This is a genomic window from uncultured Streptococcus sp. (assembly GCF_963511325.1).
In the GTDB taxonomy this organism is placed as follows: Bacteria; Bacillota; Bacilli; order Lactobacillales; family Streptococcaceae; genus Streptococcus.
Window position 1 is genome coordinate 1 of the sequence record NZ_CAUPII010000007.1, and the last position, 14,071, is coordinate 14,071.

General features: G+C 37.9%; 13 protein-coding genes. 2 read left to right on the top strand and 11 right to left on the bottom strand.

The features are described from left to right. The 11 genes from RQ973_RS03420 to RQ973_RS03470 form a co-directional block, all read right to left on the bottom strand. The coding region (locus tag RQ973_RS03420; protein ID WP_311522744.1) for a G5 domain-containing protein at positions 1 to 4,637 on the bottom strand (4,637 nt) is incomplete at its 3' end. A gap of 469 nt (positions 4,638 to 5,106) precedes the next feature. Continuing rightward, positions 5,107 to 5,502, bottom strand: a complete 396-nt coding sequence (locus tag RQ973_RS03425) for a YtxH domain-containing protein (RefSeq protein ID WP_049548284.1) — start codon at positions 5,500 to 5,502, stop codon at positions 5,107 to 5,109. Positions 5,503 to 5,517: 15 nt separating this feature from the next. Further along, entirely contained in the window at positions 5,518 to 5,901 is a 384-nt protein-coding gene (locus tag RQ973_RS03430) for a DUF948 domain-containing protein (RefSeq protein WP_399553135.1), read from the bottom strand. A gap of 1 nt (position 5,902) precedes the next feature. Next, complete coding sequence (lgt, locus tag RQ973_RS03435) at positions 5,903 to 6,691, bottom strand: prolipoprotein diacylglyceryl transferase (RefSeq protein WP_311522745.1); 789 nt, start codon at positions 6,689 to 6,691, stop codon at positions 5,903 to 5,905. Next, entirely contained in the window at positions 6,684 to 7,619 is a 936-nt protein-coding gene (gene hprK, locus RQ973_RS03440) for an HPr(Ser) kinase/phosphatase (protein WP_311522746.1), read from the bottom strand. The genes lgt and hprK overlap by 8 nt, the downstream gene beginning before the upstream one ends. A 129-nt stretch (positions 7,620 to 7,748) precedes the next feature. Beyond that, complete coding sequence (gene rpsU / locus RQ973_RS03445; protein WP_000048054.1) at positions 7,749 to 7,925, bottom strand: 30S ribosomal protein S21; 177 nt, start codon at positions 7,923 to 7,925, stop codon at positions 7,749 to 7,751. A 129-nt stretch (positions 7,926 to 8,054) separates the two neighbouring features. After that, positions 8,055 to 8,381, bottom strand: coding sequence for a hypothetical protein (locus tag RQ973_RS03450; protein ID WP_311522747.1), 327 nt, complete (start codon positions 8,379 to 8,381; stop codon positions 8,055 to 8,057). A gap of 47 nt (positions 8,382 to 8,428) precedes the next feature. After that, complete coding sequence (locus tag RQ973_RS03455) at positions 8,429 to 9,136, bottom strand: glucosamine-6-phosphate deaminase (RefSeq protein ID WP_049508421.1); 708 nt, start codon at positions 9,134 to 9,136, stop codon at positions 8,429 to 8,431. Positions 9,137 to 9,657: 521 nt separating this feature from the next. Further along, complete coding sequence (locus RQ973_RS03460; protein ID WP_311522748.1) at positions 9,658 to 10,293, bottom strand: SGNH/GDSL hydrolase family protein; 636 nt, start codon at positions 10,291 to 10,293, stop codon at positions 9,658 to 9,660. Position 10,294: 1 nt separating this feature from the next. After that, positions 10,295 to 11,122, bottom strand: a complete 828-nt coding sequence (locus RQ973_RS03465; protein WP_311522749.1) for an HAD family hydrolase — start codon at positions 11,120 to 11,122, stop codon at positions 10,295 to 10,297. A 21-nt stretch (positions 11,123 to 11,143) separates the two neighbouring features. Further along, positions 11,144 to 12,463 (bottom strand): CapA family protein, encoded by a 1,320-nt coding sequence (locus tag RQ973_RS03470; protein WP_311522750.1) that lies wholly within the window; start codon positions 12,461 to 12,463, stop codon positions 11,144 to 11,146. 160 nt (positions 12,464 to 12,623) lie between these two features. On the opposite strand from RQ973_RS03470, the gene def reads away from it, so the two are divergent. Then, positions 12,624 to 13,235: a peptide deformylase gene (gene def / locus RQ973_RS03475; protein WP_075228015.1), complete on the top strand. Its 612-nt coding sequence runs from the start codon at positions 12,624 to 12,626 to the stop codon at positions 13,233 to 13,235. A 44-nt stretch (positions 13,236 to 13,279) separates the two neighbouring features. Continuing rightward, positions 13,280 to 14,008, top strand: coding sequence for a 23S rRNA (guanosine(2251)-2'-O)-methyltransferase RlmB (gene rlmB / locus RQ973_RS03480; RefSeq protein WP_311522751.1), 729 nt, complete (start codon positions 13,280 to 13,282; stop codon positions 14,006 to 14,008). Positions 14,009 to 14,071 lie beyond the last annotated feature (63 nt).

A 14,071-nucleotide genomic window follows, 5' to 3' on the forward strand; every position in this document is an offset into this window, starting at 1 on the left:
TTATCCTTCGCTGGAACCTTGACAATAGTTTCTGTTGGATTTACTACTACTGGTTCTCCTACTCTTTCTGTAATAGCACCTGTAGTAGGATCAACACTATATGTTGTTGTGATAGTGCTTGAACCTGCTTGGCCTGCTTCTTCTACATTGTCTTGGCCTTTATCGCGTGTATCATCTTTCACATATTTCTTAGGTGATGGGATTTCGGTTGTTTCTACTTTATCCTTCGCTGCAACTTTAACAATAGTATTAGTTGGTGCTTTCGTACGAACTGGTTGACCTTCATTTGCTGTAATCTTTCCAGTATTAGGATCCACAGTGTAAATGGTTGTGATAGTGTCTTCACCATCTTCACCTTTAACAGTAGTTGGGGCTGTACCTTTTTCTTTCGTATCATCTTTTTCATAGACAACAGGTGATGGTACTACTCTCTTCTCAACTGTTGGTGCTTTCGTTTTCCCATAAGTTCGAACGGTTGTTGGAGTTACCTTACCTGTTTTTGAATCAACTTCATAGGTAGTGGTATCAATCACATCGCGACCTTGGTTATCCTTATTACGTTCAACCTTAGTTTTCGCACCAACTTTAATGACTGTCTTACCTGCTGGGGTGACGACTGGGTTGCCAACGTGTTCTGTGATATGACCATCGTTTGAATCTACATCGTAAGTGGTTGTAGTAACTGTTTTACCTTTAGCTCCTTCAACGCGTTCATTAGGTGTGTCAACTTCTCGTTCACCATCTCTAACATACTCAACTTCTGGTTCAATCGGGGTTTCTACTACTTTGTCCTTGGCTGCGACTTTGACAATTGTTACTGTTGGATTTACTACTACTGGTTCTCCTACTCTTTCTGTAATTGTTCCATCTGATGGATTTACTTCGTAAGTAGTTGTTACTGTGCTTGAACCTGCTTGTCCTGCTTCTTCTACATTGTCTTGGCCTTTTTCGCGCGTATCATCTTTTACATATTTCTTAGGTGATGGGATTTCTGTTGTTTCTACTTTATCCTTCGCTGGAACCTTGACAATAGTTTCTGTTGGATTTACTACTACTGGTTTTCCTACTGTTTCTGTAATAGCACCTGTAGTAGGATCAACACTATATGTTGTTGTGATAGTGCTTGAACCTGCTTGGCCTGCTTCTTCTACATTGTCTTGGCCTTTATCGCGTGTATCATCTTTCACATATTTCTTAGGTGATGGGATTTCGGTTGTTTCTACTTTATCCTTCGCTGCAACTTTAACAATAGTATTAGTTGGTGCTTTCGTACGAACTGGTTGACCTTCATTTGCTGTAATCTTTCCAGTATTAGGATCCACAGTGTAAATGGTTGTGATAGTGTCTTCACCATCTTCACCTTTAACAGTAGTTGGGGCTGTACCTTTTTCTTTCGTATCATCTTTTTCATAGACAACAGGTGATGGTACTACTCTCTTCTCAACTGTTGGTGCTTTCGTTTTCCCATAAGTTCGAACGGTTGTTGGAGTTACCTTACCTGTTTTTGAATCAACTTCATAGGTAGTGGTATCAATCACATCGCGACCTTGGTTATCCTTATTACGTTCAACCTTAGTTTTCGCACCAACTTTAATGACTGTCTTACCTGCTGGGGTGACGACTGGGTTGCCAACGTGTTCTGTGATATGACCATCGTTTGAATCTACATCGTAAGTGGTTGTAGTAACTGTTTTACCTTTAGCTCCTTCAATACGTTCATTAGGTGTGTCAACTTCTCGTTCACCATCTCTAACATATTCAACTTCAGGTTCAATTGGGGTTTCTACTACTTTGTCCTTGGCTGCGACTTTGACAATAGTATTCGTTGGTTCTTTCGTACGAACTGGTTTTCCTTCACTTACTATAATCTTTCCAGTATTAGTGTCCACAGTGTAAGTTGTTGTGATAGTGTCTTCACCACCTTCACCTTTAACAGTAGTTGGGGCTGTGCCTTTTTCTTTCGTACCATCTTTTTCATAAACTACTGGGGATGGTACTACTTTCTTCTCGACTGTTGGTTCTTTCGTTTTCCCATAAGTTCGAACGGTTGTTGGAGTTACCTTACCTGTTTTTGGATCAACTTCATAGGTAGTGGTATCAATCACATCGCGACCTTCAGAATCTTTAGATTGTTCAACCTTAGTTTTCGCACCAACTTTAACGATTGTCTTACCTGCTGGGGTGACGACTGGGGTACCAACGTGTTCTGTGATATGACCGTCCTTTGAATCTACATCATAAGTGGTTGTAACAACTGTTTTACCTTTTTTACCCTCAGTACGCTGAGATGTTGTACCGAAGTCTTTTTCAACATCTTTAACGTATTCTACTTCAGGTTCAATCGGTGTTTCTACTACTTTGTCCTTAGCTCCCACTTTTACAACTCTAGCTATTGGTATAGTTACGACTTCTGGTTTGCCTTTTGATGGAGTTAGGGTTCCATTTACTGGGTTTACGCTATATGTTGTGGTGACTTTAGTTTGTCCTGCTTTCCCTGGAAATTGAACGGTAACAGTACCTTTTGGACTGTTCTCATCTTTTAAATAAACTGGTTTGGGTTCAACTGAATTATACTCAACTATATCCCTCGCGCCACCTCTATTGACTACTTCTTCCTTCTCAGCCGAAGTAAGACTGCCAATTTTGGGGTCTACTGTGTAGCTTGTTGTCTTCTTAACAACGTCGTCTCCTTTTTTAATGTATTCTACTTCATCCTTGGCTGCGACTTTGACAACTGTTTCTGTTGCCGGTTGCTTAACTACTGGTTGTCCTACATGTTCAATAAGAACTCCAGTTTTAGGATTTACACTATAAGTTGTTGTTACCGTCTGTTTCCCGATTTTTCCAGGTACTTCAACATTAGCTTGTCCTTTTTCGCGTGTATCATCTTTCACGTATTTCTTAGGTGATGGGATTTCTGTTGTTTCTACTTTGTCCTTCGCACCATTTTCCTTGAACACTTGATCAAGTGCATTTTTAGTAATCTGTCCTGTATCAGGATCCTTGATACTAACAGTTGTTGACTTAATGATGTCATTTCCGAGTTTGCTATATACAACAGTTTCTCCAACTTTTTCTAGAGACTTGGCTGTAGTAATCTTAGGATTTTGAAAACCTATCCCATCTAAAGAAACACGTTTTCCTGATATGAATTTCGGTTCCCTATTAATCATATCATTTTCAAAATAAGAACGGGAACTATGCCCTCCTTTTGTATCCCCAACATTTATAACAACATCACTATCATTACTGACACTTTTTCCTATAGTAGAATCGTTATTAACTATATAATGGGTCAGTTTACCTGACTTAGCTATTTTTTTACTATCTAAACCTTTTTGCCAAAACGCAGATGATGAGAGAAGACCTGTCCTCACTTTTGGAGCATTAAATGTTGTTCCTTTTTTTAATACATTATTATAAAAGTTTCTATAAGCCAGCTGTTCTTTAGTAGACATGACTCTGCTGTCAGAATATGCCAACTGATAGGCTTCAACCATTGCCCGTTGTACTAAATATCCTCCCAGAGAATGTCCTGTTAGATAAAGGTTGGTGATACTCTTATCCTTAGCTAATTCACGCATAATTTCTTCTGCTTCTATCGCCTGTTTAGGATTACTCCCTGTTCCAAGTGTTATATCAGCACCTATATCTTTAGAATCACTAGTCCCACGAAATGCTAGTACCTGGGCAGTTCCATTTGGTAAATATAAGAAATCGCTCTTAGTCTCAAATAATACAGCATCAAGTCCACTGGATGTATGATAACTTTTCTTTCTTTTCCAATAAGGTCCCAATTCCCTATTCATCATCATATATTCATAGCGTGGTTTACTTTCACCTTTCTTTTTGTATAACTCTGCTTCTGTTAAAGGTGTCTTATGATCCAGTACTCTGTCAATGTACTTATCGTCACGGTAGGACAATTCCATGAACATAATCATATCACGTTCACTTACATTCCATTTTAATTTTTCATCTGACTTTTCGTCACTGTCAATAATACCATCACCATCAGTATCCTCTAGTAGCGGATGGCTATTATAACCTACATACTTTTTCCCATTTTTTTCATAAATATAAAGCTCTTCTTTATCCTTCAAGTAATCATCATCTGTATAACCTTCTGGATTTAACTTGGGACCATTAACTAATAAACTATCAAGTTGATCACCTTCTGAACCGATTATTCCTGCTTTGATTTTTTTAGCATCTTCCTCAGTCAATTCATATTTTTTAATCTCAGTAGGATTTGATGCTGCTCTAACCTCTGGAGCACTTGATCTGTCTTCACCAGCCACCAAAGTAGTTGCCGTCGAATTGATATTTTCCTTACCACCGGAAGTATCTAGAACTGTCTCTTTTGTAGCTACTGTTGAAATCTCTTTAGCATCTATCTCAGAAGAAGCATTGTTTCGATGTTCTGAGATACTTTGAACTTCTTCTTTGATCTCCACAGTCGGCAGTGAATTGTCAATCTCAGAATTAACTTCTATCCCTGATTTATCATTATTTTCCGTAGAAGCCAAAACTCCTTGAGTTGGAGCAAACAAGGCAACCCCTATTAGTACAGATGCCGCTCCAACAGAAAACTTCCGAATCGAAAAACGTTGGCGTTTATTAAAGATATCTTTCATGTTACCCAATTCCTTTTTAACTATCATTTCTATATATAATATAGAAGGTGTCAACATTTTCTGTTAACAAAATCATACTTTTTTATTTTCCTAAAATTTAGGAACTTTACTCTACTTTAATACATCACATTTTAAATCCTTTCAATCTTTAAATAACTATTTGTTGTAATAGCTAAACCCAGTCCCCCTGTTAATCAGGCGGGTTATTTAGGTTACGGACAGAACCGCTAATTTTAGACTTCCAAACAACTCTGTAAAAAATAACAAGGTTATCTTTTTCTCTTTTATCATCTAGGTACATTTCCCCATCCATATGAAGATCAATAACTTGCTGTTAAAATTTCAGTAAATTAAGAAAGAAATCTAAATATTACACTTTCTATACTGCCATTATATCACAAAGAGTTCATTAAAGGAAAAAAATCACCATTCTTGATTCTCTAGAAAACCAAGAAATGGTGATTCTATGTTAATTTTCTTGAAGCTCGATGACAATTTCTTGACCATTTTCTTTTTCTTCCACAACTACTTTCTCTTCCAGTTGTGATTTAAAATGATTCAAGGTTTCTTTTGAAGCTTCAGTCGCTTGTTGAGCATGATATTTTGCTTTATCAAGAACAGTGTCAAGAGTAATTTCCCCAGATTCAATCTGCTCTTTTGTTTTAAGAACAAATTCTTTGGTTTGTTCTTTGACATCCGTTAATTTTTCACAAACCTGCTCTTTAGCATACTCAGGATCTTCTTTTAGATCTTCTAAAAATTCTTGTGCTTGGCTTCTAACTTGTTTTCCTTTGTCACTTGTTAGAAACAAGGCTGCAGCAACACCTGAAACAGTTCCTAGAAAGATAGATGATAGTTTACCCATTAGCTTACTCCTTTTTTATTTTTTGAAAAATTTACTTGCAAGACGAAGAGCTGACAGACTTGCACCAGTCTTGAGTGTTTTTGAACCAGCAGATGATGCCTTTTTACTCAAAACACGCGCTTGATCATTAAGGTCTGATACAGAAACAGACAAATCAGCCACTGCTGTAAAGAGGGGATCAATTGTAGCAACTTTGACATTGATATCATCAACAAGAACGTTGACTTTTGTAAGCAATTCATTTGTTTGATGAAGAGTTACATCTACATCTGATGTTAAAGTTTTAACAGTTTTTTCAGTTTCATCGATTACACGACCAACTTTTTGAAGGGTAATAATCAAATAAACTAAAAATACAACCAAGGCAATCGCCACAATAATATAAGCCGCTTCTAACATTTTAATTCTCCTTTTTTACATTATAAAATGGTGCTTTTTTCCGATTTTGATAAAAGATGATATAAATACCAAGGCCAATCAATAGGGCAGACAACCATTGAGATACTCGAAGCCCAAAGAACATGAGACTATCTGTACGCATGCCCTCAATAATCATACGTCCAAATCCGTACCAAATTAGATAAAAGGCAGTGATATGACCGCGACGGATACTCTTTAATCGGCGTCTAAAAATGACAATCAAGGCAAAACCGATCAGATTCCAGATAGACTCGTATAAGAAGGTTGGTTGGCGGTATGAGCCATCAATATACATCTGATTCTTAATAAAACCAGGTAAATAGTCTAGATTTTCAACGACTGCTCCATAAGCTTCTTGGTTAAAGAAGTTTCCCCAACGCCCTAAACTCTGAGCAATCATGACGCTCGGAGCTGCAATATCTAAGAAATCCCAAGTATTGATTAATTTGCGATCAGCAAAGATATAGAGAACAACCGCTCCAGTAATTAAACCGCCATAAATCGCAAGGCCACCATTCCAAATAGCAAAAATCTCTCCCAGATGTTGGCTATAATAATCAAATCTAAAAATAACATAGTAGAGTCTAGCACCAATGATGGATAAAGGAAAGGCAATTAAGATAAAGTCCAAAATATCATCAGATAAAATCTTCTTTTTAGGCGCTTCTTTACTGGCAAGGTATACCGCTAAAACAAGACCTGAAACAATGCAGAGTGCATACCATCTAACAGCTAAAGGGCCAATTTGAAAAGCAATTGGATCAATCATCTTTCACCTCGTTCTTTGCAATCAGATTTGTCAATCTTTCTTCAAACAATCGAGTAGCATCAAAGCCCATTTCCTTAGCACGATAATTCATCGCTGCTGCTTCGATAACGACAGAAATATTACGTCCTGTTTTTACAGGAATGCGGATACGTGGAATGGCTACTCCAGAAATCTCCAATTCTTCAGCATTATTGCCTAGGCGATCAAAAGTCTTTTGTGTGTCATAATTTTCTAGATAGACAGCCAACTGAACTTGTGAAGAATCCTTAACTGCACTGGCACCATAAAGACTCATCACATCTATAATACCAACACCACGAATCTCAAGTAAATGCTTCAAGATTTCAGCTGGTTCACCCCAGAGAGTCATTTCATCCTTAGCAAAGATATCTACACGGTCATCCGCTACCAAACGGTGTCCTCGTTTCACGAGTTCTAGACCTGTCTCACTCTTACCAATACCACTGTCGCCCTGGATTAACACACCCATACCATAGATATCCATCAAGACACCATGTACACTTTCACGCTCAGCCAAACGAGAATCTAGGTAACTTGACAATTCCCCAGACAGACGACTTGTTGCTGTACGACTCGTTAAAATAGCGATTTTACATTCTCTAGCAGCCTTTAGCATTTCCTCTGGAACTACTAAACCACGCGCAACAATAACTGCAGGTGTTTCTGGTTGAAACATCTTTTTCAAAACCTGGTAGCGGTTATGAGAAGACATACTAATCAGATAAGACCACTCTTTCATTCCCAAAAGTTGAATCCGCTCTGGAGTATAGTAGTCAAAATACCCCGTCATTTCAAGCCCTGGCCGCGTAATATCCGCAGTATTGATTTTCTTTTCAAGTAATTCAGGCTCACCATAGACAATGTCTAGTCTGAGCTTATCAATCACTTCTTTGACTAAAACCGACATAATTTTCTCCTTCAATCAAGTTCTTCCCTCTATTATATCAAATTGTAGGAGGAAGTTTCAGAATTTTGCAGGATTTATAGGATTTATTTAAAGCAAAAAAGACTAGATTACTCTAGCCTTTCTTATTAATTAGAATTTTTTACGTTTACGAGCTGCTTCTGATTTACGTTTACGTTTTACAGAAGGTTTTTCATAGAATTCACGTTTGCGTGTTTCTTGAAGAGTACCAGCTTTAGTAACTGCACGTTTGAAACGACGAAGAGCATCGTCAAGAGATTCATTCTTACGTACTACTGTTTTAGACATTTTTTTCACTCCCTTCAAGTTCAAGATCTATTCTATTTTACACGGAATGAAGAAAATTGTCAAGAAAAAAATGAAATTCTCCCAAATCATTCCATTTAAAATTTATAAGATTTTACCATTACGTCTAGCCTAGTTCTCCACTTCTAAAGTTTGTTCTAAACAAACACTTAATTTTTTAATTTCTAACCCCATGTGATCTAGGTACTCCCAATAATCTGACGGTAGATCAGAAATGGTATATAAGTCCTTGCTGCCAACGTGATCAACAAGATGTTTCAGTATTTGCTCTCGAATAAAATATAAATCCTTTACTTGACCTAAACTAATAGTTTCTAACTTTGCTAAATACTGACATAAAGCAGAAAGTGAAGAACAGTCAAATTTGTCTTCTTCATGTAAAAAATATAAAAATTTTGATTTCCAACCCTTATCATATTTGAAATATATCCAGACCAAAAAACCACCCAATCCATAGGATCGAATGGTCTTTAATGATTAAAATCTTATTTTTTTAACAAGCTGAGTGCTGCTGCATCTGCGATAATGGTCACATCTGGATGGTTTTGCAGGCTACTTGCCGGTAGACTTTCTGTCACTGGCCCTTCAACAGTCCCAGCGATAGCTTCTGCTTTTGATTCACCATAAGCAAATAGAAGGATAGACTTAGCATCCAAAATGTTCTTAATCCCCATTGAAATAGCTTGGGTTGGAACATCTTCAATCTTCTCAAAAAAGCGCGCGTTAGCTTCGATTGTAGACTGATCTAGTTCTACAAGATGAGTTTGACTGTCAAATGGTGTGCCTGGTTCATTAAAGCCAATATGACCATTGCGACCAATTCCTAAGATTTGTAGGTCAACTGGATGGTCAGCAAGAATTTGGTTGTAGCGTTCTACTTCTGCTTCTGCATTATCCTTGACACCACGTGGCAAGAAACTTTCTTTAAATGGTTTCTTGTTGAAAAGATTTTCTTGCATAAAGTAACGGTATGATTGAGGATTGTCCCCATCAAGACCTACGTACTCATCCAAGTTCACACTTGTAAGATTTGAAAAATCAAGATCGCTCTCAACGATTCGTTGGTAAAATTCCAGAGGGCTACTTCCTGTTGCAAGTCCCAATGTTTGTGCACCGTTTTCCAATTTTTCTTTTAAGATATCAAAAGCAACTTTTCCACCTTCAATTGGATTTTCCACTTGAATAACTTTCATAATTTTGTCCTCCATATTCTTTATTTTATTATATGGTATAGACCAATTTTTGTCAAGTGAAAACGATTTATTTTTGTTGAAAATATGACAGTAGCCTCAAATAGCTACTGTCTTGTCTCATTTGATTCTTAAAACCTTGATAGACTTGACAAATAGTAGGAAAGAGGCAAAAAAAGCTCGATAATATTTGTAATAGGCAAATTCCTATAGATATTATGGAGCTTTTTATTGTATCGAATTGTCAAATGAAGAGCAGATAGTAGATTGCATACAGAATAGTGCACTGTGACTTCTAAAACATTGCTAGAAATTGATTTGACTTCCTTAATCAATTTATCCAGATTTCATTTCACTTCACTATACTTTCAAGGTCTATTATTTAGTATATCCTCCGACAGGTGAATGGTATCATCAACTAACATGAGATCGCTAGCATTGAGAGAATTTTTTAATAATATTAGCAACATATTTATTTTACAAAAAATATTAATCATAAAAAATCTTGTTCATCTATACTGAATCTATAAAATATATTTTTTTAAAGTATTTGATAAAGCTTGATAACCAGCGACACCGAGATGAAGACCATCCGTTGTATAGTCTGCCTTGAGTTGCCCCTCCTGATCGAGTAAGTTCTCAAAAACAGGCACAAATTCAACCTGCATATAGGCAGAGGCGAGGTCTTGATAGGCTTGGTTCCAGGCCATGATCTTCTCATTGGTACGAATATAAACTGTCTGTTTGTATTCTTCCCCTTGATGAACTGGCAGAATAGAAACTAACTTTATCTGTGACAGTGGATAGTCGCGAGAAATACTTTGAATCACGCTTTCAAGATTGTTTAGCGCTTCATTCATTGGAACATCTTTTCCAATGTCATTTGTTCCAATCAAAAGTACAATTTGATCTACTGCATCGCCATAGAGATGAGCATCAAGATTTTCTCGTAAAAGTCCCGTCTGGTAGCCTCGAATCCCTCGGTTCACAATGGTTTTTGACGTTCCCAATAATTCTTGCAAGGGATAATACTCAATAATAGAATCCCCGATAAAAATGATATCTGGTTCAATTACTGAGATTTGATTAAGTTCACGATACTTGGTTTGAATTTTCTCTTGCTCTTTTAAGAGCCAGTTTTCTAAAAGCTGTACTGCCAAGTTATTCTCCTCTTTCTAGCCAATTTTCTAAAACTTGGTAAACACCTGCCTGACTGTTGGCTGGCGCCACTTTTGTCGCAACTTCCTTAACAGACTCCTCAGCATTTTCCATGGCGTAAGAAATTCCTGCTAGTTCCAACATTTCAATGTCATTTTCACTGTCTCCAAAAGCCATGATCTGTTCAGATTCTAAGTTCCAACGTTTGAGTAATTCTTTTAAGCCCCAAGCCTTATGAATCCCATCTTGTAAGATATCAATACAGCCATACCCACTAGAAACAGCTCGCACATGACCGTCAAACAAGTCATTGATTTCTTGTAAAACAGAATTTAATCGTTCTTCTCCAACAACCATACTCATCTTGAGGACACCTCCAAAGAGACTGGAATCAAATTCATCAACAAAGTGCATCCGTTGATAGAATTTCTCTATCATCTCCGGAGTCATAAAATTTTCAAGTTGAGTAAAAACGGTGCCTTCTTTCACAAAACCGCCATTCATAGCAGTTACGACAAACTGATCCTGACACTCTCTGCCTTTAAAATGGCCCAAAGCCCTATCAACCATAGCATCGTTCCAAGTCTGAGCTTGAATCAATTGATCATTTTCTAATATACGAGCACCATTAGCAACCACAAGAACTACTCTTTCTGCTAGATGTCCCAGTAATTGTCGCATTCGATGAACTTCATTTCCCGTTGCAATGACAAAACGAACGCCACGTTGATCTAGCTGATCTAAAATTTTCTCTAGTCGAGGTAGGTCCAGTTGTCCTTGAGGATCCAACAAAGTACCGTCCATATCCGTCGCTATTATCTTAATATCCATCTTGCTCCTCTTTTAATGTCACTACCACTTCAAACCTACATGCTCGTTCATTTCTTTATAGGCTGTATCAATCCGTTCCTTGGTATCTTCATCTAATTGACTACGATATTTCCCACCCTCTATAAAATCTTCTAAAATGTAGGTCTGGTACAGATAGAGCGGATAGCCTTCAGGAGAATAAGTTCCTTTTGGTGTTCTATTAACCCAGCTAGGATGAGCTTGAGCTGTCTCAATCGTAGTCTTACCTGCTTTTTTCTTAATAGTCACATCCATGAGAACACCACGTTCTGTCCATTTTGCATTTTCCTCATCTTGCATAGTCTCAATTCGCTGATTTGAGATAAAATTCCCCATAGAATAGATAATGAGTTTCTTGTCCCCATCTTTCTCAACCGTTTCAGCAGGCTCAACTACGTGAGGATGGCCACCAAAGATAATATCAGCTCCCCAATCAATCATCTTGTGATAGAGTTGCTTTTGCTCTTCAGTTGGTTCCAATTGGTACTCAATTCCCATCTGAGGCATGATAATTGTAATATCCGCTTCCTTCTCTGCTCGTTCAATTTCAGCCTTCATCTTGTCCTCATTTAGGTCAGAAAGATGATTATCATAGTCTTCTTTAGAAATGTATTCTTCAATGCCGTTAAATCCATAAGAATAGGCTAAAAGGGCAACTTTAATTCCATTGACTTCCTTGATAACTATCGGTGCTTTCTCTCGTGGTTCATGGGTATAAACACCAATTGGTGTCATTCCAGCTTTTTCGATAGCATCTGCAGTTGAAAAAACTCCCTCAATCTGAGAATCCAAGATATGATTGTGAGCCAAGTCTAAGACCTGATAACCAGCATCCTTTATAGCATCCATGACTTCACCAGGTGCATTAAACAAGGGGTAACCTGCGAGATAATGGTCTTTATTTACAGTTCCTTCAAAATCACCGATGACTAAGTCTGCTTGCTTGAGCCATGGTTTTACATAGTCAAAATTTTCATGGAAATCATAAGTCCCATCTTCTTTTAGAGCGGTTCTATAAATCGGAATATGATAGAGCAAATCCCCATTTGCCATAATACGCGCACTTGTTTCTTGCTCCGTATCTGCATTCTTTTCCTGAGAATTTAACTTTTTCTGCACAGCACTTGGATCACTACTGCTTAAAGAAATTCCTCGAGTTCCTTCCACTAGTAAAGTAAGCATCATCGAGACAGCTACCGAAGCTAACAAGACCACAATAAAAGTGCGATTGTTCCACTGCTTATAGTTCCTGAAAAATCGAACAGAATGTCTAATAGCATGTAGAACAGGACCTTTTTTTCTTTTTCTACTACGTTGTTCCAAATTTTTTCTCCCTACTTTTTGATGCAAGTCACCTTACCTTATTATACCACAGACAAATTGGTATTTCCTTTTATTATATTATTTTTTAGCAACTTCTGTGACTTTCTTTCTCATCTGTTTTGTGTTATCATGTAATTGTAATAGAAGGAAAGGAAAGAATATGTCTGCTATAGAACGAATTACCAAAGCTGCTCATTTAATCGATATGAAAGATATTATCCGCGAAGGGAACCCTACTCTTCGTGCCGTTGCCGAGGAGGTCTCTTTCCCCTTGAGCGATCAAGATATCATTCTCGGAGAAAAAATGATGCAATTTTTAAAACACTCGCAAGATCCTGTTATGGCTGAAAAATTAGGTCTACGTGGAGGTGTTGGGCTTGCTGCACCACAGCTGGATATCTCAAAACGCATCATCGCCGTACTGGTACCAAATATCACTGAGGATGGCGAAACACCTCAGGAAGCCTATGACTTACAAGCTGTAATGTACAATCCTAAAATCGTCTCACATTCAGTCCAAGATGCTGCTTTAGGTGAGGGAGAGGGTTGCTTGTCTGTTGACCGTGCTGTTCCAGGTTATGTTATCCGCCATGCCAGAGTAACTGTAGACTACTTTGATAAGGATGGAGAAAAACATCGTATCAAACTAAAAGGCTACAACTCAATCGTTGTTCAACATGAAATTGACCACTTAAATGGCATTATGTTCTACGATCGTATCAATGAAAAAGATCCATTTGAAGTTAAAGATGGATTGCTCATTCTTGAATAAAGAAAATCCCGTTGCAAGACGGGATTTTGTGTTATAATGAAGATATGAAAACAAACGATATTGTCTATGGCGTTCATGCCGTCACAGAAGCTCTTTTAGCAAATACTGGAAACAAACTCTACCTTCAGGAAGATTTACGAGGAAAGAATGTGGAAAAAGTTAAGGAATTAGCTACTGAAAAGAAAGTAGCCATTTCTTGGACTTCCAAAAAATCACTTTCTGAGATGACTGAAGGAGCTGTTCACCAAGGTTTTGTCTTACGCGTTTCTGAATTTGCCTACACTGAACTTGAGCAAATTCTTGCTAAGACACGCCAGGAAGAAAACCCACTACTACTAATCCTTGATGGTTTAATGGACCCACATAATCTCGGTTCTATCTTGAGAACAGCGGATGCAACCAATGTTTCAGGTGTCATCATTCCCAAACACCGAGCTGTCGGCGTCACTCCTGTCGTAGCAAAAACAGCAACAGGTGCGATTGAACACGTTCCTATCGCTCGCGTGACCAATCTCAGCCAAACCTTGGACAAACTCAAGGATGAAGGCTTCTGGACATTCGGTACTGATATGAACGGAACTCCTTGCCATAAATGGAATACCAAAGGAAAGATTGCTCTCATTATCGGAAATGAAGGCAAAGGTATCTCTAGCAACATCAAAAAACAAGTGGACGAGATGATCACCATTCCTATGAATGGTCACGTACAGAGCCTCAATGCCAGCGTTGCTGCTGCCATTCTCATGTACGAAGTCTTTAGAAATCGACTCTAATAAAAAGTGAGGTTGGGACAAAAGATCCCGACCTCACTTTTTATTAGCAATCAAACTTTGACG